This is a genomic window from Chryseobacterium sp. 2P (assembly GCF_059579425.1).
The window spans coordinates 3,657,072-3,679,104 of sequence record NZ_CM184194.1 but is presented as its reverse complement, the minus strand read 5'-3'; the positions used below and the strand labels follow the sequence as shown (position 1 = coordinate 3,679,104).

The following is a 22,033-nucleotide window of genomic DNA, read 5'->3' as shown; positions in this document are numbered from 1 at the left end:
GATGCGGATTTTATAACAGACAGGGAAATATTACACCGGCATTTTCTCTGAAATGATTTTAAATAATTGATTTTGTTTAAATTAATTGATGCTCTGTGGTGCAGTGAGCAGCATATATTAAGAAACACACTTTGTTTTTTATACTTAAAATTTTAATTGAATAAGTTCCGCTTCAGCGGTTTTGTATTATTTTTGAATATGAACAACAGAAATCGGGGAAAAAATACGGGCGACGATACCTTATTCGGTTCCGCAAAACAGCTTGAGAAAATGAAATCGGCAGTGCAGGATATGCAGTATTTATTAAGCCGGAACTATGCAGAAAAAGCTTCGTCGGAACTGGCGGGAAATCATTACCGCCTCAAAACAAGACAGATTCAGGCGGTTCGAGGAGCTTCCGCTTCAGAAACTCAGCTTCAGAACAGAAAATGTAAACAGCTCGAAATTTCTGAATTAAAAGCCAAAACAATACATCTCGATGGCTTCAATGTCCTCATTTTACTCGAAAGTCTTCTTTCCGGAGCTTATATTTTTGAAGGAACAGATGGCTGTTTCCGCGATCTTTCCGGTGTTTTCGGAACCTATAAAAGAGTAAATCAGACGCAGGAAGCCATTGAACTCGTTGCTTCATTTTTTCATAAATCTCATGCAGAAAAGCTGATCTGGATTTTCGACAAACCAGTCTCCAACAGCGGAAGAATCAAACAGATGATTATGGATTTTGCCATTGAAAATAACCTCCACTGGAACGTTGAACTGGAATTTAATCCCGATAAATTTTTAGCAGAAAATGCCGAAATTCTCGTCACTTCTGATGCATGGATTCTGGATCACTGCAAAAGCTGGTTCAATCTCATCGGATATTTAATTCAGGAAGCAAACCTTTCGGCTAATGTTATCAAAATGTGTTGATTTAAACACAAACGCTATATATAAAACACAAATGGCACAAATATCAACACTAAAAATCACAAATAATTTATTGTGCTATTTGCGGAAACATTGGCGTTATTCGTGTTTAAGTAAACACAAATTGCACAAATAAAAACACTAAAAATCACAAATAATTTATTGTGCTATTTGCGAAAACATTAGTGTTTGAGTAAACACAAATTGCACAAATATTAACACTACAAAGCACGAATAATTTATTGTGATATTTGTGAAAAATATTAGTGTTATTCGTGTTTGGGTAAACATAAATTGCATAAATAAATTATTTGTGATATTTGTGAGAAACATCCGTGTTATTAGTGTTTAAAATTAGAAACCATGCAATCATTTCAAAAATATACATCATTATTTTCTGCGGAATGGAAAGAAAAATATCACGCCATTCTAGCCGAAGAACATCTTGAAAATTTACAGAAAAACATTCAGAAATTTAAAAATCAGGTTTTAGATTGGGATTTGCCCTATTTTAATGAAGAAATTAAAATCGACCGTGATGAAAGTTTTAAATTATTCATCTCTGTTTTTGAATCAGAAAATTCAGATCAAAACAAAGCAAAACAATTGCAAGAAATTCCTTTCGAACATTGGCTGAATATTTTAGGTCAACGGTTGACTTCGGCAAGTCTTCGTGATGAAAATGCAATTCCGCCTTTAAGAAGTTTGCTGATTGAAGCCTGCGAAAAGCCTTTCAACAGCGAGATTACCATCGCACAGCGAGCGTGGGAAAAACATGTCGGTCGGCTGAATGATGATTTCTGGGGCGAAGTAAAAGGAAATAATCAGCAGAAACAGCAAAAAGTGATGGAGAAAATCAATTACATTCTCGAACACACCACATGGTGGAATGTTTTCTTTCATTATAAACACGAGCTGGTTTTTGAAGTCAGGGAAAAAGAAGGTCACGGAATCCGATGGAGCCACGGCGGAAAACATTTGATCGGCTTTCTGGAGTTTTTTATTAATGACGAAAATTCTTTACAATAAGTTTTTAAACCATTTAATATTTCATTAAGCTTTAAGAGTATTAAGGTCTTACTATAAACCTTAAAATCAGAATGATTTAATCTCAACTAATTAAAAAACTCAGTTCGTGATAAGAAATGAGTTTAAATAATTTATCTATAGTGTTATATTAATTTATCGCAAAGAAAAACAAAAGATTTTTTTACTTATTGAAAATTTGTAAGCTAAACAAAGGCACTTCGTTTATTTAAAAAAGACAAAAATGGTATTACTTTGATAAGTTTTACGCCTTTGTATATCTTAAAAGCTGAACTCCTGATAATTGAATCTCTTTGTTTAACCTTGCGTTTAAGACTTATCCCGAACTCAGGTTAAAAAAATTTAATGGTTTAAAAATTTTTTTATCTCTACGTAAAAACATTGCGCATTACGCAGATAATTTTGTAAGCGTAAAATAAAAAGCAATGGATTTTTCTAATCAAAACTTTACGCAAAACGAATGGGAATCATGTCTCAAGGTATTAAAAGCCCTGAAAGATGAACCATTTCTAAATCCGGACAACCAAACTTTTTCCGGGTTGATCACGAAAATTCATAAGAACGCCAAAAAGCAAAACCGTCTGGAAAGTTATTCTCAGATGAAAACGCACGATCTTGAAATTAATTCAGAATCGGTACTGATGAAAAAAGCTTTGGCGGGAGTTTCTGCTTTTTATGATGATGAAAAAAATGATACCCAGCTTACCAGATTACAGATTCCCAAAAACTGCTACTGCTGTAACCAGAGTTATCAGTATGCCCATTCCTTTTACACCAGATTATGCCCGAAATGTGCGGATGAAAATTACGAAAAACGTTTTCTTTCGGCAGACTTAACGGGACGGAATGTCATCTTAACCGGAGGACGTGTAAAGGTAGGTTTCGCAGCCGCTTTAAAGCTCTTGAGAAATGGTGTCAATTTGGTTTTGACGACCCGTTTTCCGGCTTTGGCACTGGAAACTTTGCAGCAGGAAGCAGATTATGAAGAATGGAAAGACAGACTTTGGGTGTATGGTCTCGATCTCAGAAATCTGAAGGCAATTCAGGAATTTATAGACTTTTATCAGTCGAAATTTGAAACGCTTGATATTCTCATCAATAATGCGGGACAAACGATTAAATATCCCGATCAGTATTACCTTCCGATCATCAGACGTGAAAACGAAATGCTCGTTGAGTTTAAAAACAATCATACATTGATTCCGAACGCAACCCCCATTTCCGCAGAGGTTGGAAAACTGGAATATGCGGAAAATGAAGAAACAAATGTCGCTTTAACGCGTTTCGGACAACCGGTGGATAATCGTGATAAAACAAGCTGGAATTCCACACTGGAAGAAATTTCGATGTACGAATTGGTTGAGGTGAATTTAATCAATCACATTGCGCCGTATTTTCTGATCAAAGAATTAAAACCTTTAATGAAGGCTTCTTCTTTCAAAGAAAAATTCATCGTTAATGTAACATCCTCAGAAGGTATTTTCAGCTATAACAACAAAACGATGTTTCATCCGCATACCAATATGACGAAAGCCGCTTTGAATATGATGACGCTTACTTCCGCTAGAGAATTTGAAAAAGACCAGATTTATATGACGGCAGTGGATGTAGGATGGATTTCCACAGGTGCGAAGGAAAGTTTAAGAAAGAAACAGTTTGAGCAGGGATACATTCCGCCGCTAGATTCTGTAGACGGAGCTGCGAGAATTCTGCATCCTATTGTGGAAGGAATCAACGGAAATTATTTCAGCGGAGTTTTATTGAAAAATTATAAAATTAATGACTGGTAAAATATAAAAAGTTAGCTCAGAGGAAGAGCATCCGGTTGACACCCGGAAAGTCACGGGTTCGAATCCTGTACTTTTTAGAAAGAAACTCATAGTTATAAATGGAAAAACATTGCATCTACTATGTAAAGTTACAGGTTCGAGTCCTGTTGAGTTTCCAAATAGAAAGCGTGAGTTCAGCAGGAAGAATACCGCCATGTCGCGGCGGAGGTCGTGGGTTCGAGTCCCACACGCTTTCCAAAACGGAGATAATAGTATAATGGAAAAATACATCCTGCTAAGATGAGTTGCAGGTTCGATTCCTGCTTATCTCCCAAAAGAGAAACGTTAGCTCAATGGAAGAGCATTAGTCTTCCTCACTAAGGGTTGCGGGTTCAAGTCCCGTCCGTTTCTAAGAGCGTATCGTCTAAATGGAAGGACACCGGCTTATCGTGCCGGAAATTCAGGTTCGAGTCCTGCTGCGCTCCCAAAATGGAGACAATAGTAATAAAAATGGAAAAATACATTCTTCTAAAATGAGTTGCGGGTTCGAGTCCTGCTTGTCTCCCAAAAAAGGAAATGGTAGCTCAAGGGAAGAGCGCTGACCTTCCAAGTCAGAGGCTGCAGGTTCGAATCCTACCCATTTCACAAGGAGTACATCGTTCTGATTGGTAAGAACATTGACTTCACTAATCAAAGTTTGCAGGTTCAATCCTACAGTACTCCCAAAACGGAAACAGTAATTTAAATGGAAAAATGTCTCAAACCTCGAGAAGTTGCGAGTTCAAATCTTGCCTGTTTCCCTTTTTAAACTGAAAACCATGAAAGAATTAAAAGAAACATTAAATACAATCCTTAAAGAAAAACAAGGATACATTACTTTCCTTACCGGAGCCGGAATTTCTGCGGAAAGCGGACTTCCAACTTACCGCTCGATCGACGGAATGTGGATTAAAGGAACAAAATATCATCGTCCGGAAGAATTCGGGACGTACAAATATTTCAGCCAGAATCAGGAAGAAGTATGGCAGTACAATCTGTTCTGGAAAAAAATGATTGCCGAAGCAAAACCTAATCTGGGACATTTGGCGATCACCGAAATTGAAAAACTTTTGGGTGAAAGATTTAAGCTAATTACTCAAAATGTTGACGGACTTCACCAAAGATCGGGAACGCAAAAAGTATACGAAATTCATGGAAGCAAACAGAAAGTCCGCTGTTCAAAAGAATGCAGCGAACCTTTCGATTTCCCTGAAAATGTTAAATTTAAAGAGTATACCGAAGATTTAACGGCAGATGATATCGACGATCTGAAATGTAAAAAGTGCGGAAACTGGCTTCGTCCTCACACTTTATGGTTTGATGAAAGTTACAATGAAAAATACTATCATTTCGATACGGCTTACAACATTGCAGACCATACAGATATTTTATTTGTAGTCGGAACTTCGGGATCAACGGCTTTGCCTGTAAATATTGTGGAAACAGTAAAAATCCGTGCAAAATGGATCGTCCTGATCAATCCTGAGAGCGATACGTATTTTGATTATATTTTAAAAGGAAGCAAAACATTATTTTCGGTACAGGAAAGCAGTTCAAAAGCACTTCCTGAATTAAAAATGATGATTGAAGAAATTATAAACGCTTAAATTTTCATACGGAAGCAGTAGTTTAACGGAAAAGCGCATCATTCTAAGATGAGTTGCAGGTTCAATTCCTGCCTGTTTCCCTTTTTTTTAATTTTAAAAACATTTTATGATTAATCTTTTTCTCTCGCAGATTTTGCAGATGACGCAGATTTTATTTCATTAAGCCGACATAGGAAGCTGAAGCGTTAAGAAAATTAATCATGTGAACGTCAAAAAAATTCTACTGTTTGAGCGCGGGAGATATTTAGAACCGAAGGACAAATGTGAAATTCGCGCGAGTTTAGAATTTTTAGAGAACATTATTAATTTTTAGCATTCAGATTCCAGGTCTTGAATTTTTGTTTCTTTTGCTTCAAGGCAAAAGAAATATGTCTAATAAAACTAAATTTAATAAAAAAATGAACACATTAATCGACATTGGTATAAACTTAACCAATAAACAATTTTATGACGAACAGGAAGAAATAATCAACCGCGCACTTGACAATGGAGTAGAACAGATGATCCTCACGGGAACGAGCGTTCGCGGAAGCCAAGAGTCTGCGGAAATTGCAGAAGATTATCCCGAAATTCTGTTTTCGACGGCGGGAATTCATCCTCACGATGCAAAATCTTTCAACAGCGAAAGCATTCCTGCATTAAAAACATTATTAAAACAAGACCACGTTGTTTCCGTAGGAGAATGCGGACTGGATTTCGACAGGGATTTTTCACCAAGACCTGTTCAGGAAAAATGTTATCGTGCCCAGCTTGAACTTTCGGTTGAAATGAATAAACCGCTTTTTCTTCATGAAAGATCTGCCTTTAAAAGATTTAATGAAATAACGGATGAATATTTGTCTCAACTTCCAAAAGCCGTGGTTCATTGTTTCACAGGAACTTTACAGGAAGCCAAAATATATCTGGATAAAGGCTTTTACTTAGGATTTACGGGAGCCATCAGCGATCAGAACAGGTTTAAACATTTGGAAGAAGTGATAAAATATGTTCCTCTCGACCGGATGATGATTGAAACCGATGCGCCTTTTATGCTGCCGAAAAATATGCCGAGAATGCAGAACCGCAGAAATGAACCTTCCTTTTTACCGTATGTAGCACAGACGATTGCCCATCTGAAGAAAATCAGCATAGCAGAAGTCGCAGATGAAACCACGGAAGTCGTCCGTAATTTTTTCAGGATATAAAAAAAGAGTTCTACAGATGATGTAAAACTCTTTTTATTTTGGATGATCGATAATGATTACAAACTCTTAATCCCTGCTTCCAAAGCAAGCTCAATCATTGGTTTCAAAGCCTTTTCTCTCTGGTCTGCCGAAATATTTTCGTGGGTAGGAATAATATCCGAAACCGTAAGAATCGTTGCCGCATTTTTTCCTAAATGTTTAGCATTGGCAAACAATCCGAAAGCTTCCATTTCTACCGCCGGACAGTTGTATTTTGTAGCAATTGCTGGAATTGCAGGATCTTTTCTGTAAAAAATATCGCTGCTGTGGATGTTCGTCGCTTTTGCCGTTAAAGACATTTCTTTTGCCGTTTCGTTGATCGTATTGAAGATATTTCCCTGATGAGAAATGCTTTCCTCTTCAATTCCCCATGCGAATTTTGCGTAGGTGCTTTCACTGGCTGCATTTTCCACATTCAGGAGGTCATACACTTTCAGGTCTGTGGTATACGCACCGCAGGTTCCGATTCTGATGATCGTATCTACATCATACTCTGTAAAAAGTTCAAAAGAGTAAATTCCGATGCTTGGAAAGCCCATTCCGCTTGCTCCAACAGAGATTTCTTTCCCTTTGTATAACCCGGTGTAATATAAAATTCCTCTGGTCTGGCTTACCAGTTTAGCATCTTCCAAAAAGTTTTCCGCAATGTATTTCGCACGCAGCGGATCTCCGGGTTGTAAAACAACTTTAGCAATTTCTCCTTTTTTTGCACTGATGTGGATACTCATAATTTTTTATTTGAAAGGGCAAAGATATAAAATTGTGATTTCTTAATCCTTGAACAATGGTTTTTTAATTAAAGATTTATAATCAACTTACCTTCAAAATTTTCAATTCGAAAAGAATATTTTTTATTTTTGTTAAATGATGGAAAAAAAATCAGCTTTTTTAGACACTTTATTTCTGCTTCGAAAAGAAGAATGCATCACCATTTTTTCAGATATTCATGAAATTTCCAAAAAAGAAGAGCAGGATGCCGCAGATTATTTTCAGGCTGAGTTTGAGAAAGAAAGGCTTGAATTTTTATCCGACACACTTGTCTGCGATACAGAAACAGCAGTCTGGGCTGCCAAAATAGTCTATCACAGCGCGCAGCTTCATTTAATAAGAGAAAATACGGCTAAAGATTTAAATAAACTGATTCCGTCTTTCAAAGGGAAAAGAGATGTTTCAGGCATCTTGTCCGCAGATTTATCACTCCGGTTTTTACCACAGATTGTTTCTGCTTTACAGGTTTCAGATCCGGAAGATCCTTTGGTGAAAATGCTGGAAAATATTTTAAAACAGTTCCATTATTCAGCAGTAGGATTTGATCTCGATCTCGAAGACATCAACTGGGAAGAAGAATTAAAGGACAAAACCTACCGAAAGCTCTATCTGGAAAGAATTGTAGAAAAAAAATCCTATCGGCTTGCAGAAATTCCTTACATCAATAATCTGCTGATTGCCGAATTTGGCTTACATAAAGATGTATTTTGGAAAGAATTAAAAACAATGGATCATTAAAATTTTACGGATTCTGCGTTTAAAAAGAAACGATAAACCAGAAACTCTTTAGAAAAAACTAAAAAACAATAACCTAAGAGAATGAGAGAAAAGACTGTATTTGATTTTGTAGCAGATCCTACAAAGGAAAATTTTTTAAAACACAGAGAATTGATTATCACTAATCCAGATTACGATCCTGATTCTGATGATTTGGAAATCATGAAAAAGCTATATGAAAATAAGGAATATGATAAATTGAATTATTACGTTACCATTAATGTTTTATTAAGTCCAAGAGCACATTTTTTAAAATTTATTTCTTTAAATGAGATAGGAAATACAAAAGCCGCAGAAAGTATAGTATTTATCTGTCATAATATTCTGAATTGTATAGAAAAAACAGGAGACGGAACTATAGAAAATCCTTATATTGTTATCAGGGCTTCCGATGAAGATGACCTTCTGGAGCTTCGTTTAAGCAAAAAATATCTTCAGAAAAGATTAATTCAGCATGAAGATAAATATTTAGATGTATTAACTCTTGAAGACGGTTCTGAATTGTATTTTGATATTACTGATGCTTACAAGAGGTCTAAATTTCTCTTGGATAAAGAAAAATCGGAAGGAAAAAAAGCAGAAAAGCCGAAAAAGAAAAGCTGGTGGAATTTTTTAAGTAAAAACTAAATATGGAAATAAATACAGCTTTCACTCTCGGCATCATTTTTTCGACTTACGGTTTTCTGTTCTGCATTTTTGCTTATTATTTGAGCAGCAGATTTTTAAAGCTGAAAGTAGATGAAGTGCACGTATTTTCAACATTCGGTAAACCTCTTTATTCCTACAGCCTAAAAAACGGAGTAAAAATAAACTTTGGTTATATTCCTTTTAATTATGGTCTTAAATTCCATCTTGAAGATTTTTCATTAGATTCTCCTGAAGGAAAAAGATATTTCAGAAATTTTGCTAAAAATATATCTTTGTTGCAGGTGGTCACAATGGTTTTAATTATTGTAGTCGGAAGCTTTGTAAGCCTCATGTATGGATATAACCCGATAACTATTTTCACAGATTTGATAGAAAATTTTTATGATCTTATAGCGGGAAAGCAGAGTTTCTCAGAATTTAAAGCAATGGTAAACAGCCAATATATAACGTATGGGAAGTATTTTTATCTGTTTTTTGCGGCAATGACGTATTTTGTTTTTGTATCATTTCTTTTGGCATTAGCCCCATTTTCGGTCTTTACCAATATACTGGTCATGTTTTTGATTTTAGGATCTTATGTTGTAATGGGTCTCAAATATTTTGAACTGCCGATTAGCTTTTATATAGATTTACTGATATCAATTACCGTAAGCGGGTTTTTATATTTTTTATCATTAAGATTTTTTATTAAATAAATTAATTATAAATCTTTATTTACTTTGTTAAGTGAAATGCCTTTGCGACTTAAAAACAGTAAATAATTAAAAAAAACTTTGCAGACTTTGCGTTAAAAACCTAAAATTACCGCAAAAAATTAAACAATTAAGAATAGGTAAGAAGTTAAGACGAATTAAGAATTTGCAAGCAAATTAAAGGCAAGCTTAAGAAATTTATTTCTCTTAACTAATCTTAAACCCTTAATCAATCTTAATGGTTAAAATATATAGAAAGTAAATAAAAACTTTGTGGACTTTGCTAAGTGAATAGTTTATACTGAGCTTGTCGAAGTACCTTTGTGAACTTAAAAACAGTTAGTTGATAAAAAAACTTTGTGGACTTTGTGTTAAAAACAATGTTTTTTCAAAAAGACAAAAAAACAATAACCAATAAATGGAAACCTACGAAAAAGTATTTGAATTTTTAAGCGATCCTACCAGTGAAACTTTTCTGAAATGTAGAGAACTCGTAATCAACGATCCGGAATATGATCCTTATTCCGAAGATACAGGAAATATTCAGAAATTATTAAATGAAGGAAAATTTCAGGAAGTCGTAAAATATGTAAATGTGAATATTTTGCTCAGTCCGAGTGTTCATATCTTTAAATTTTTCGCCTATAAAGAACTGGGCGACGAAAAAGCAATGAACATTGAAATGTCCATTGCAAAGATCATTTTTGAATGTATCGAAAAAACCGGTGACGGTACAGAAGATTCACCTTACATTGTTACGAGAATTTCTGATGAAAGAGATCTCATAAGGTATCACTTCAATAAAGAAGATACGATGCAGAGGCTCGTTAAAGGAGAAGATAAAATAATGGATGTTCTGACGCTTGATGATGGTTCCAATGTTTACTTCGATATTTCTGTTCCTTACCGCAGAATTGCTTTTTCATTCAACAAAAGAAATGCAGAGGCAGAAAAAGAAGAAGAAAAAACAGAAAAGCCAAAAAAGAAAAGCTGGTGGAATTTTTTTAATAAAAACTGAATATGGAAATAAACTCGGCACTTATAACAGGAATTCTTATTGCTTCCTATATGTTTTTATTCTGTGTTATTCCGTACTATATCAATAAATTTTTATTGAAGAAAGACATAAAAGGGATTTCTATGTTGATGCATTTTGGTAAACCTTTATACAGTTACACCTTAAAGAATGGCATTAAAATCAATTTCGGATATATTCCCGGAAGTTCGATAGAATTTAAAGATGAAGAGAATCTGGATGATGAAGAGATCTTAAAAAATGCCCGGAAAAGGTCAAATAAACTTAATTATATCTATCATGCTTTACTTGTTTTTGTTCTTTTTTCGGTAGCTTTAATTTTGGGATATAATCCTGTTAAAATTTGCAGAGAGATTGTAGTAATTGCTTATGAACTGATTACGAAAAAGATAGATTATAATCAACTGATTCCTGTTGTTGCAAAAAATTATCAGATGTATGGAAGAGTATTTTTTCTGTGCTTTGTTGTTTTATTGCTGATGATTATTTCTTTGCTGTTAAATTCAATATCATCACTTTGGAAATATTTGGGATTTATAAGTATAGGTATTCTGATTGTGCTTTATTTTGTATATGATCTGACTTTTTTTATGTTTCCGCTATCATTTTATATTGATATTTTACTTGCAATGACCATAAGCCAGTTTATCTACTTTTTCCTGCTAAGATTTTTTATTAAATAAAACTAAAACCTTTTACTTTGAAGAAAAATAACAATAAATTTAAACCTTTGCTCGCTTTGTTAAGTGGATAGTTTATAGGCAAGCTTAAGAAATTTATTCTCTTAACTAATCTTAAACCCTTAATAAATCTTAACGGTTAAAATATATAGAAAGTAAATAAAAACTTTGTTTCCTTCGTTAAGTGAATAGTTTATACTGAGCTTGTCAAAGTACCTTTGCGAACTTAAAACAGTTAGTAGTTAAATAAACTTTGCGGTCTTTGCGTTAAAAAACCTAAAATCACGCAAAAAATTAAACCATTAAGAATAGGTAAGAAGTTAAGACGAATTAAGAATTTGCAAGCAAATTAAAGTCAAGCTTAAGAAATTTATTTCTCTTAACTAATCTTAAACCCTTAATAAATCTTAATGGTTAAAATATATAGAAAGTAAATAAAAACTTTGCGGTCTTTGCGTTAAAAAACCTAAAATCACGCAAAAAATTAAACCATTAAGAATAGGTAAGAAGTTAAGACGAATTAAGAATTTGCAAGCAAATTAAAGTCAAGCTTAAGAAATTTATTTCTCTTAACTAATCTTAAACCCTTAATAAATCTTAATGGTTAAAATATATAGAAAGTAAATAAAAACTTTGCGGACTTTGCGTTAAAAACCAAAAATCACCGCAAAAAATTAAACAATTAAGAATAGGTAAAAAGGTTAAGACGAATTAAGAATTTGCAAGCAAATTAAAGTCAAGCTTAAGAAATTTATTTCTCTTAACTAATCTTAAACCCTTAATAAATCTTAATGGTTAAAATATATAGAAAGTAAATAAAAACTTTGTGGACGTTGTGTTAAAAAAACAGTTCAAAAAAACAATAATTTTCGTCAAGAAAGAAAAATAACAATAAATTTAGACCTTTGCTCGCTTTGTTAAATGAATAGTTTATACTGAGCTTGTCGAAGTACCTTTGCGAACTTAAAACAGTTAGTAGTTAAATAAACTTTGCGGTCTTTGCGTTAAAAAACCTAAAATCACGCAAAAAATTAAACCATTAAGAATAGGTAAGAAGTTAAGACGAATTAAGAATTTGCAAGCAAATTAAAGTCAAGCTTAAGAAATTTATTTCTCTTAACTAATCTTAAACCCTTAATAAATCCTAATGGTTAAAATATATAGAAAGTAAATAAAAACTTTGCGGACTTTGCGTTAAAAACCAAAAATCACCGCAAAAAATTAAACAATTAAGAATAGGTAAAAAGGTTAAGACGAATTAAGAATTTGCAAGCAAATTAAAGTCAAGCTTAAGAAATTTATTTCTCTTAACTAATCTTAAACCCTTAATAAATCTTAATGGTTAAAATATATAGAAAGTAAATAAAAACTTTGTGGACGTTGTGTTAAAAAAAACAGTTCAAAAAAACAATAATTTTCGTCAAGAAAGAAAAATAACAATAAATTTAGACCTTTGCTCGCTTTGTTAAATGAATAGTTTATACTGAGCTTGTCGAAGTACCTTTGCGAACTTAAAAAGATCTTTGTTTCCTTTGCTAAGTAGAACGCCTTTGCGAACTTAAAAACAGTTAGTATTCAAAATAAACTTTGTGGACTTTGCGTTAAAAACCAAAAATCACCGCAAAAAATTAAACAATTAAGAATAGGTAAAAAGGTTAAGACGAATTAAGAATTTGCAAGCAAATTAAAGTCAAGCTTAAGAAATTTATTTCTCTTAACTAATCTTAAACCCTTAATAAATCTTAATGGTTAAAATATATAGAAAGTAAATAAAAACTTTGTGGACGTTGTGTTAAAAAAACAGTTCAAAAAAACAATAATTTTCGTCAAGAAAGAAAAATAACAATAAATTTAGACCTTTGCTCGCTTTGTTAAATGAATAGTTTATACTGAGCTTGTCGAAGTACCTTTGCGAACTTAAAAAGATCTTTGTTTCCTTTGCTAAGTAGAACGCCTTTGCGAACTTAAAAACAGTTAGTATTCAAAATAAACTTTGTGGACTTTGCGTTAAAAAACAATTGCGATTAAAAAAAGAAGTCAAAAATTATAACATAAAAACAAATGACTCAGAATATAGAAAAATTAAACACCGTTCTTAACCACGTCAAAGAAACCTTTGTCGGAAAAAACGATGTCGTCGATTTATTGGGAATCTGTCTTCTGGCAAGAGAAAACGCCTTTTTGTACGGACCTCCCGGAACCGCAAAATCTGCCATTGTAAGAACGTTGGCAAAAACCGTGAAAGACGGAAAAAACTTCGAATATTTATTAACCCGTTTCACCGAGCCGAACGAAATTTTCGGTCCTTTTGATATCAGAAAATTAAAAGAAGGAGAATTATTAACCAATACCGAAGGAATGATGCCCGAAGCATCCATGGTTTTTCTGGATGAGATCTTCAATGCCAATTCAGCCATTCTGAATTCCCTTTTGATGGCTTTAAATGAAAAGATTTTTAAAAGAGGAAAAGAAACCAAACACCTTCCTGCACTCATGTTCGTGGGAGCGAGTAACGTTCTTCCCGAAGACGAAGCTTTGAATGCGTTGTTCGACCGTTTTCTTATCAGAATTAATGTAGATTATGTTCATCCCGACCTTCTTCATCAGGTGCTTTTAGCAGGAAGAAAACTGGAAAATAATCTGGAAACAGAAACTCCCGAAATTCTCTCCCACGAAATAAAAGAACTTCAGGATTTGTGTAAAACTGTTGATTTAAGACCTATTTACGAAGTCTATTTAAACACCATCATCAGTCTGCGAAATACAGGAATTGCTATTTCCGACCGTAGAGCCGTAAAATTGCAGAACCTTATCGCGGCAAGTGCTTTAATTTGTGGCAGAAACGAAGCCATTTTATCAGATTTATGGGTGCTGAAACATATTTGGGATACCGAAGAACAGATTGAAATTCTCGAAGGAATCATCAACAGAACGATTGAAAAAGATGAACATCCGAAGTCTCATCCGCAGGCATTGCAAAACAAAACCCCGAATCCGGAAGAAGTGATGAAAGACGTAAAAATCTTAGTCGAAAAATGGAATCAGGGTTCTTTAAGTTTTGAAGAGCAGAATGTCATTAAAGATAAACTAAGATACCTTCAGACGCGATGCGAGTGGATCAGAAATCCGGAGCAGAAACAGTACATTCAACAGGAAATTGAAAGTCTATGGCAAAAGATTCTTCAAACGGTCTAAAAGAATTCTGGGCAGAAATTCCGCGTGCAGAGGAAGATGTTCTGGGCTCCATCCGCGACTGGAAAAATGTTCAGATCGCTTTGGAGGAAGATGTGATCTGGCTGAAAGGTTTCACCGATGAACAGTCAGTTTCCACTGAAATTCAACAGTTGCCGAATTTCCTGCTGTACGAATTAAGAGACGGACTTTTATTCCGGAAAGACGCTTTGGTTCCCAGCAAAAAAATGAGAACGGCTTTGCTTTGGACTCCCATTGATAAAGCTTTGCGATTAACTTTCCCGTCATTCAATAATAATTTTTTCGGAATTGATGGAAAAATTGAAATTAAACTGAAACCGAGCGAAGAAGAGCATCCCGCAACAGCGTTGTTATGCTCAATAAAAGAAATCAGGGAAACCTTAATCACACTGCCGAAATTTAAGCTGGAGAAAATCAACTGGATGGTGATTAATGACAATGCTTTGTTTATCGGAAAACCTTTATTAAGTTTTCCGGGAAAAACATTTTGGTCAAAAGACGGGCATCTTTTACCGACAGGGTACGATTTTGAATTTAAAAACATGAGCTCTTTATTACAGAGAAAATATAACGCAGGTCGCGATCAGTGGCTTTTATGGAACGAAAACGGAAATGTTCTTTACCTAAATAAAGAAGATTTCCGCAAATTATCCGTAAGCTCTTTCCGACTGACCGAAAAATCACAGGAATGGATATAATTGCATATTTCCAATCATATATCAATTATTTCTGGGAGTGGACAACCGATGAAGATGTTCCGGACGACACCCGATATAATGAAAACAACCTTATTTCGATTCCGAATGTAGGCGCAATTGCGTACAGACCTTACGTAATGGAAATTCTTAAGGAACTTAAAGAACAGGGTCTTCCGCCTTTCGGTTCTTTATTGCTTGTTTTGTATGCGCTTCATGATGGCTACTTAAACTTAGACGGCGTTTTTTATTATCTGAACAGACAGAAAGATGGTTTTGCTGAAAATGAATCCGATGTAGATCTTGCCATTAAATTTTTAGAAAATCTGAGCAGTATCGGAAGTTCTTTAAAGCGGGGACAGAATAAAATCATTCTTTTACAGACCATTTTTAAAGACAGTCACAATCGGGTTTCCTCGGTAAATTCAGGGTTAATCTTAAAAATATTTGAAACTAAGCCTCACATCATCGGCGAAGCTGCTGTTAAAAAGCCTCTGACTTCCATTGCGGTTAACAGAGATATTAAAACTTTAGCGCTTCTTCAGAATAAATTTCCGACTAGAAAATCCATCATCAATGCCATGAAAGGTTTCACAGATATTTCGGAATTGGAAGATGAAGTGGTGGAAGAAGAAACCACCGTTGAAACCGATAAAGATTTTATTCAGGAACTCATTGAAGAGCCGAAAACGTTTCAGGTCGGAAGTTTAATTAAAAGGATCTGGAGCGGTCTGAAAATCCCTATGCGTCATCTTTCGCCCGGAGAACAGCCGATTGGAGGAATCTCGGATATGACGAATAAAGGTGAACTTCACAGAATGCTTTTGTCTGAATTTGCCAATGAAGACGACATTTTCATGAACCGTGTTGCGAACAATGAAGCGTTGTTTATCCAAAGAGAAATTCCGCCCGAAGAAAATATTTTTGAAAGAATTATTTTAATTGATACTTCTCTGAAAAACTGGGGAACCCCGAAAGTTTTGGCGTTTGCATCGGCAATTGCGGTCATCAAACATCCGAAAGCACTTTCAGAATGCAAAGTTTTTGCATTGGGACAGAATATCATCCCGATATCTCTGGATAATGTGGATGAAGTAGTGGAAAATCTCAATCATGTAAGTCCGGTTCTGGAAGTTTCAGGCGCACTTGAAAAGTTTTTTAATAAAGAACATAAAGAAAAAGATCTGGAAGTTTTTTTCATCACGAATCAGGAAAACTTAAGCCATCAAAATCTTCAGAAAATCATTCAAGAAAACAGAGACCGCCTGAAATTTTTGGTGACGACTTCTGCAAACGGTGAGCTGAACTTTTACAAATATCATAAAGGAACAAGAAAGCACATCCAGAAAATTATGCTTCCGTTGCAGGAACTGTGGGCAAACCCGCCGGAACGAAGACAGAGAAGGGAAAGTAAATTTTCAGGAAACGGCAAAAAAGCAAATGTTCCTTTCAATTATCCGATTTTGTTTCCTGCGCCAATCAATAAAATCGCAACCTTTTTGTATGAAGGGGAATTTTTTATTTTAAGCAATAAAAAACAGTTGCTGAGAACCTATCTTTCAGACAATTATTACAACCGCAATTATTATGACACGTATAAAACGCATCATGGCTGCGAAATTTTAATTGATGATATTTCCGTAAAGCCAAAAGGTCAGTTTGCGTTGGCGAAAAATAAGCAGGGAGACTTTATTTTATGCCAGTATCAACCCGATAAAAAGCTGATTTCCAAATTAAATTTAAATACTAAAGAATATTCTGAGCTGAATTTGACAGGAAGAAATATACCTATTAAAAGTCAACTTATATACTTTAATAAAAGTTTTTATCTGCATTTGGATGATATTCCTTACAGCAATAAAATTGCTATAGATGGAAATGTTAGTTTTGAAGAGGCATTTGTGAATGAGAAAGAAATTTATAAAAATAATTTAAGAGTTGGATCTGAACTTAACAAATTAATCCACAGTGGATTAAAAATCCTGAATAATTTCCACAATATCGGAATCAATACAGAAAAAAAGCTAGTCATTTCAAATAACGAATTAAACAAATTATATAACGAAGATTCCATCACGTTTTACAGAAATAATTATCCGCTGGAAATCTGTGCGGAGCAGAATAAAAATAAATTTACCTTTTCAGACGGAAGCGAAATTATTACGGACAATCGCGGAATATTGACTTTTAAAAGCAGCAACAAAAATATCCCCGAATTTTATATTCCTTCCACAGAATATGGAAATCTGGCGTTGGCAACCAACACGGAATTCGGAGGCTCAGAATACTATCTGCCACAGAATACACTTTTGAAAGTGCGAACGATGAAAGAAATGTATGTTGAATATATGGAACGGTTTATAGATCAAATTTGGGAATATGGAACTTAGAATTAAACCTTTTCCGAAAAATAACTACCCCAAAAAAGGACTTTTAATCAAAGGTTCTTCACCGCTTGTATGGCTTTATGAGATGGAAATATTAGGAATAGACTTACATGAAGTTCAGTCGTTCCCGATTCCTTCCACAGAACCGAATATTTTATACGGATGTTTTTTGGTGTTTAAAAATCTTGCTCCGAACGAAATTGGCAGAAATTCTTATTTTCAATGCGTCGATAATAGATTTTTCATTCCTGAAAATACGGTCTTTTATCCGAAAGTAAATCCTGAAGAGTGGCAGAATATCGATGCGGAATATCTCATCATGCACCCCGAATTTGGTTTGGTTAAATTGAATGAAGAAATCGACTGGATCTCCATCATTCAGAATCCGGAAATCTCGGAAGATAAAGTAAGAAAGCCATCGAAAGGCGTTCAGATTCCTCAGAAAATCGAAAGTTTTACCGTTGAAATGGACGATGAAAAAGTTCTGGAATCTCTCGAAAAACCGCAAACCGAAGAAGAATGGATGAAAAACCTTCCCTTTGACATGAAAAAGGTGATGACGGGAAATAAAAAGGAAATCGAAAAATATCTAAAATATATCGAAAAATATCCTGACAGAGCAGTAGAACTTGGCGTTCCGTTGGATATTATGGGAACTTCGAGAGGTGATGGTTTCGGAATTTTTAAATTTAAAAATTCATGGCTCGAAAAACTCTTTGGTAAAAAAGATGAAGACGATTTTAACGGAAAATCTTCCGGTAGAAATTACCGTTGGGTATTCTGGGTTGTCCTTTTAATGATCGGCTTAGCCCGGGTTTTTATGAATCTTAATAAAGATGGAGCTAAAGAATCGCAATCCATTTCTTCAGGTAAAGTTCAGACTCCGGATAAAACAATGATGGCTCCCGTAGTGGCGTACAAATCAGGAGTTACCGATATTGATATGAAAATCGACTCCATGTACGGAAGAAAGCGGAGAGAACTGATGAAAGAACATATGAGTGCCTCTTTAAGCATGAGCAAACCGGGTGAAAAAAGTTATCAGGAATATCTCAAGAATGGAGGAAGACCGCTTGATAAAATTCAGAATGATATTTTTAAGCTGAATGACAAAACAGATGCGGCAACCGATTCATTAAAAAGAGTGTACCGAAAGAAAATTGTAAAATATCTGGCTCAGAATGAAGAAAAAATCAGAGAGAAAATTAAAGATTCCATTCAAAAATCAGGTTCAGGGAAACCTGCCGATGAAGGAGTTGTAAAAACCATTATGAAAAAGAAAGCCATTTTGGTAGAAGATTCATTGGGAAGGCTGTACGGAACGAAAGAACTTCCACAGACTCCGCCTGCTATTTCGACACTGAACGCTGAAAAAAGTAATCCGGAAGAAAAAAGAACCTCTTTTGCTGAGATTTTCTGGCTGATTGTTGCCATGACAGGTGCGGTAGGACTGTATTCTTTTTTCGTCAATAGAAAATCACTGAATATAGGCGGCGAAAATGTTCCGGCGGGAACCAAGATTTTCCTAATGATTATTCTGGTTGCCATGTTGGCGTATATTTTCTATCCGCTGATCGAAATGTTCGGGTACAACTGGTTCGTATGGATTCTTATTATCGGCATCGTATTGCTTCTTTACCGTCTTTTCAGCGAAGATGAAACCATTTTAAAATCTGATAAGGATGAATAGACAGAAATTTACAGACAAATTTATGGCGGCATTTTTCATTCTCGCCATCATCAAAATAATCGGAATTCTGGCGCAGCTTTTCCATCAGAGTTTTTGGAGTGTGGTGGGAACTCTAGTGATTTTTGCCATTGTTGCGTTCATCATTTTTGTGGTACTCATGCAGTTGGAAAAAAAGGAAAAAGAAAACAACTCTTCGGGAAAAGGCAGGAACGGAGGGGGAAATTTTTATCTGGAAGCATCCCTTTTCGATAAGATCAGGAATAAATACGAAGAACTGGCTCAGAAATACATCAGCGAAAAAGATTATAAAAGAGCGGCAAAAGTATACATGAACTTGATGAAAGATTACTATCGCGGGGCAAAAACACTGGAAGATGGAGGTTTATACAATGAAGCCGCAGTAATTTATCTTAAAAAACTGAAGAATAAATCGGAAGCCGCAAACTGCTACGAAAAAGCAAAGCAGTATAAAAAAGCAATCGATTTATACAAAGAACTCGAACAGAAAGAAAAAGTAGGCGATCTGTACAGGAAAATGAATGATGCCAAAAATGCCAATATCTATTATCAGATGGTGGTGGACGATTATGTAAACAATAATCAGATGGTAAAAGGTTCTTTAATTTACCGTAAAAAAATGGAATTGCCCGAAGAAGCCCAGAAAATTCTGCTGAAAGGCTGGGAAGAAGACCGTGATGCTTTTAACTGTCTCAATAATTATTTTGCCAATATTTTTGATGTGAAAAAACTCGATCAGCAGATTCAGGAACTTTATCAGAAAACGCCTTCGGAGAAAAAGATTACTTATCTTGAAGCTATGAAACACGAATTTAAAAAAGATCCGAAACTTCAATCGACCACAAGAAATATCGCCTACGAAATCATCGCCGAAAAAGTAGCAACCCGCTCAGAAATCGTCAATGAACTGAAGCATTTCAATCCGGATGATGAAGTGATTTTGAAAGATATTTCCAGATATAAGACGGGGAGGAACAGGATATTCAGGAATTGATTTGTTTGTCATTGCGAGGAGCAAGGCGACGAAGCAATCTCAAAGTAAAAATGATATCATATAGATTGCTTCACTTTCAGTTCGCAATGACAAAATAAAAAACTTTTAATAAAAAGATTTATCTTTGCAACCATAAAATAATGACAATACAAAGAGCACATATCAGTTTAAATCTATGCGATCGCCCTGTACTAAAGGGATCGTTTGGATATGAATGGATGATATCTTATGAGGCGAAATGTGCTTGCTTTGAAAATTATTTACTGTAAAACCGTAAAAATTTTATCAAAATACTGCAAAAACGCCTCGATTACCGAGGCGTTTTTTGTGTTTTTAGAGCAGAAATTATTTAGAATGAAAAAAAATAACCATAAAAATGAAAATTATTTAATAACAAATGAACAATTAATAAGAAAATAAAGCGTGATCAGTAACCCGATGAGAGACAGTCATTTAGGTATTTGAGACATCTGCAAAGTATTGCGGACGGAAATTCTCTATTCTAAAATTGGCACATAATTAATTGATTTCCAAATATTTAAATGAAAAATAAATTTGCGAGTTAAAAAAAATCATATTTACTTTGCAACCGAAAATTGAACGCAACAGGTTTTCAAGCCTTTCAAAAAAACATTTTTAAAACAACAAGAATAAAATGAAACAATTACATAACATATCTAATTTATATTCAGGACAACGCGGTACAGAACCGATGGGGCAAAGATATGCTTGTGTTATTCTTCTTGATAGTGAATTTGTGGGAAAAAGGTGCTTATATACATGGGTCAGCTAATGAACTGACACGCCCAGAAATATAAAGCGCCTCCCGAAAAGAGGCGCTTTTTTTATGGTATATGGTTTCTCTAGCTTATTTGGTAAAGCGTCGGTTTGTGGCACCGGAGAACAGGGTTCGATCCCCGGAGATACCCAAAAATGTGAATAGTCAATAGTGAATTTTACTTCGTAAGTAAATTTAAAAATTGACAAGCAAGGCGAATTGACGATTGACTATTCACAAATTAAAAATAATCTCATGGCTCAATTGGATAGAGCGTTGGTCTACGAAACCAAAAGTTGAAGGTTCGAGTCCTTCTGAGATTACAAAAAATGAATGGTCAATAGTGAATTTTGTTTCAAATGAATTCAAAATTAACAGGCAAAGCGAATTGACGATTGACCATTCACAACATAAAAACAATCTCATAGCTCAAATGGTTAGAGCACCGGTCTTTTAAACCGGGGGTTGAAAGTTCAAATCTTTCTGGGATTACAAAAAAAGTGAATAGTCAATTGTGAATTTTATTTCATAAGTAAATTAAAAATTGACAGGCAAAGCAGATTGACGATTGACTATTCAAAATAAAAAAAACAATCTCATAGCTCAAATGGTTGGAGCATCGACCTGATACGTCGAAGGTTGAAGGTTCGAGTCCTTCTGGGATTACAAAAAATGAAAGGTCAATAGTAAATTTTGTTTCAAGTGAATTTAAAATTGACAAGCAAAGCGAATTGGCAATTGACCATTGATCATTCACATTATTAAGGTTCCGTAGCTCAACCGGATAGAGCATGGGTTTTCTAAACCCAGGGTTACAGGTTCGAACCCTGTCGGAATCACAAAAAAGGTCTATTGAGGTAATGGTTAACCTTTCCGACTGTCTCTCGGGCACTGCGAGTTCGATTCTCGCATAGACCGCAAAGATTCACGGAAAATTTCGGCTCCGGCTGTCTCCCGGAAAAGAAAATGAAAGTGAATCTGCAAAACTGGAAAGATAACGGTGGTTGTTTACCCGCCTTGGACGCGGGAGGTCGCAGGTTCGAACCCTGCTTTCCAGACAGTT

General features: G+C 34.8%; 16 protein-coding genes and 15 tRNA genes. 30 read left to right on the top strand and 1 reads right to left on the bottom strand.

Annotated features, from left to right (window positions below; genetic code table 11):
• Positions 1–198: 198 nt before the first annotated feature.
• The 14 genes from AC52CF_RS16830 (at position 199) to AC52CF_RS16765 (ending at position 6,555) form a co-directional block, all read left to right on the top strand.
• Entirely contained in the window at positions 199–912 is a 714-nt protein-coding gene (locus AC52CF_RS16830; protein ID WP_496517412.1) for a DUF434 domain-containing protein, read from the top strand.
• Positions 913–1,272: 360 nt separating this feature from the next.
• The gene (locus AC52CF_RS16825; protein WP_496517411.1) at positions 1,273–1,938 is read left to right on the top strand and encodes a tRNase toxin domain-containing protein; all 666 of its coding nucleotides are present in this window, start codon (positions 1,273–1,275) and stop codon (positions 1,936–1,938) included.
• A 443-nt stretch (positions 1,939–2,381) separates the two neighbouring features.
• On the top strand, positions 2,382–3,746 hold the full coding sequence (locus tag AC52CF_RS16820; protein WP_496517410.1) for an SDR family NAD(P)-dependent oxidoreductase: 1,365 nt from the start codon (positions 2,382–2,384) through the stop codon (positions 3,744–3,746).
• 5 nt (positions 3,747–3,751) lie between these two features.
• Positions 3,752–3,823: transfer RNA gene (locus AC52CF_RS16815), tRNA-Val, on the top strand.
• Between the two features lie 85 nt (positions 3,824–3,908).
• Positions 3,909–3,979 (top strand) — tRNA-Asp (locus tag AC52CF_RS16810).
• Between the two features lie 9 nt (positions 3,980–3,988).
• Positions 3,989–4,057: transfer RNA gene (locus tag AC52CF_RS16805), tRNA-Ser, on the top strand.
• A 6-nt stretch (positions 4,058–4,063) separates the two neighbouring features.
• Positions 4,064–4,137 (top strand) — tRNA-Gly (locus AC52CF_RS16800).
• A gap of 1 nt (position 4,138) precedes the next feature.
• Positions 4,139–4,210 (top strand) — tRNA-Asp (locus tag AC52CF_RS16795).
• A gap of 7 nt (positions 4,211–4,217) precedes the next feature.
• Positions 4,218–4,290, top strand: a tRNA-Arg gene (locus AC52CF_RS16790).
• Between the two features lie 8 nt (positions 4,291–4,298).
• Positions 4,299–4,370, top strand: a tRNA-Gly gene (locus AC52CF_RS16785).
• Positions 4,371–4,455: 85 nt separating this feature from the next.
• Positions 4,456–4,525 (top strand) — tRNA-Val (locus AC52CF_RS16780).
• An 18-nt stretch (positions 4,526–4,543) separates the two neighbouring features.
• On the top strand, positions 4,544–5,371 hold the full coding sequence (locus tag AC52CF_RS16775) for an SIR2 family NAD-dependent protein deacylase (protein ID WP_496517409.1): 828 nt from the start codon (positions 4,544–4,546) through the stop codon (positions 5,369–5,371).
• Between the two features lie 11 nt (positions 5,372–5,382).
• Positions 5,383–5,451 (top strand) — tRNA-Arg (locus tag AC52CF_RS16770).
• 318 nt (positions 5,452–5,769) lie between these two features.
• Positions 5,770–6,555, top strand: coding sequence for a TatD family hydrolase (locus AC52CF_RS16765; RefSeq protein WP_375181571.1), 786 nt, complete (start codon positions 5,770–5,772; stop codon positions 6,553–6,555).
• Positions 6,556–6,611: 56 nt separating this feature from the next.
• Here the strand turns inward: AC52CF_RS16765 and deoD are convergent, their stop codons facing one another.
• On the bottom strand, positions 6,612–7,322 hold the full coding sequence (gene deoD, locus AC52CF_RS16760; RefSeq protein ID WP_087708910.1) for a purine-nucleoside phosphorylase: 711 nt from the start codon (positions 7,320–7,322) through the stop codon (positions 6,612–6,614).
• Positions 7,323–7,458: 136 nt separating this feature from the next.
• On the opposite strand from deoD, the gene AC52CF_RS16755 reads away from it, so the two are divergent.
• The 16 genes from AC52CF_RS16755 to AC52CF_RS16680 all read left to right on the top strand — a co-directional run bounded on the left by AC52CF_RS16755 (position 7,459) and on the right by AC52CF_RS16680 (position 22,028).
• On the top strand, positions 7,459–8,100 hold the full coding sequence (locus AC52CF_RS16755) for a conflict system bpX4 domain-containing protein (RefSeq protein WP_496517408.1): 642 nt from the start codon (positions 7,459–7,461) through the stop codon (positions 8,098–8,100).
• Positions 8,101–8,181: 81 nt separating this feature from the next.
• Positions 8,182–8,766, top strand: coding sequence for a DUF4919 domain-containing protein (locus AC52CF_RS16750; protein WP_214588611.1), 585 nt, complete (start codon positions 8,182–8,184; stop codon positions 8,764–8,766).
• Between the two features lie 2 nt (positions 8,767–8,768).
• On the top strand, positions 8,769–9,482 hold the full coding sequence (locus tag AC52CF_RS16745; RefSeq protein WP_214588612.1) for a hypothetical protein: 714 nt from the start codon (positions 8,769–8,771) through the stop codon (positions 9,480–9,482).
• 415 nt (positions 9,483–9,897) lie between these two features.
• A complete protein-coding gene (locus AC52CF_RS16740; protein WP_214588613.1) occupies positions 9,898–10,497 on the top strand; it encodes a DUF4919 domain-containing protein in 600 nt (199 codons plus the stop codon).
• Positions 10,498–10,499: 2 nt separating this feature from the next.
• Positions 10,500–11,198 (top strand): hypothetical protein, encoded by a 699-nt coding sequence (locus tag AC52CF_RS16735; protein ID WP_214588614.1) that lies wholly within the window; start codon positions 10,500–10,502, stop codon positions 11,196–11,198.
• 2,058 nt (positions 11,199–13,256) lie between these two features.
• Complete coding sequence (locus tag AC52CF_RS16730) at positions 13,257–14,390, top strand: AAA family ATPase (protein WP_214588615.1); 1,134 nt, start codon at positions 13,257–13,259, stop codon at positions 14,388–14,390.
• A complete protein-coding gene (locus AC52CF_RS16725) occupies positions 14,363–15,106 on the top strand; it encodes a hypothetical protein (protein ID WP_214588616.1) in 744 nt (247 codons plus the stop codon). Before AC52CF_RS16730 ends, AC52CF_RS16725 begins: the two co-directional genes overlap by 28 nt.
• Positions 15,097–17,493 (top strand): hypothetical protein, encoded by a 2,397-nt coding sequence (locus AC52CF_RS16720; protein ID WP_214588617.1) that lies wholly within the window; start codon positions 15,097–15,099, stop codon positions 17,491–17,493. Before AC52CF_RS16725 ends, AC52CF_RS16720 begins: the two co-directional genes overlap by 10 nt.
• Positions 17,483–19,180, top strand: a complete 1,698-nt coding sequence (locus AC52CF_RS16715; RefSeq protein WP_496517407.1) for an APC family permease — start codon at positions 17,483–17,485, stop codon at positions 19,178–19,180. The genes AC52CF_RS16720 and AC52CF_RS16715 overlap by 11 nt, the downstream gene beginning before the upstream one ends.
• Entirely contained in the window at positions 19,173–20,192 is a 1,020-nt protein-coding gene (locus tag AC52CF_RS16710) for a tetratricopeptide repeat protein (protein ID WP_214588619.1), read from the top strand. The genes AC52CF_RS16715 and AC52CF_RS16710 overlap by 8 nt, the downstream gene beginning before the upstream one ends.
• Positions 20,193–21,048: 856 nt before the next feature.
• Positions 21,049–21,121, top strand: a tRNA-His gene (locus AC52CF_RS16705).
• A gap of 98 nt (positions 21,122–21,219) precedes the next feature.
• A tRNA-Arg gene (locus AC52CF_RS16700) sits at positions 21,220–21,293 on the top strand.
• Positions 21,294–21,388: 95 nt separating this feature from the next.
• Positions 21,389–21,462 (top strand) — tRNA-Lys (locus tag AC52CF_RS16695).
• Between the two features lie 100 nt (positions 21,463–21,562).
• Positions 21,563–21,636, top strand: a tRNA-Ile gene (locus AC52CF_RS16690).
• A 99-nt stretch (positions 21,637–21,735) separates the two neighbouring features.
• Positions 21,736–21,809 (top strand) — tRNA-Arg (locus AC52CF_RS16685).
• Between the two features lie 147 nt (positions 21,810–21,956).
• Positions 21,957–22,028: transfer RNA gene (locus tag AC52CF_RS16680), tRNA-Pro, on the top strand.
• Positions 22,029–22,033: the final 5 nt, after the last annotated feature.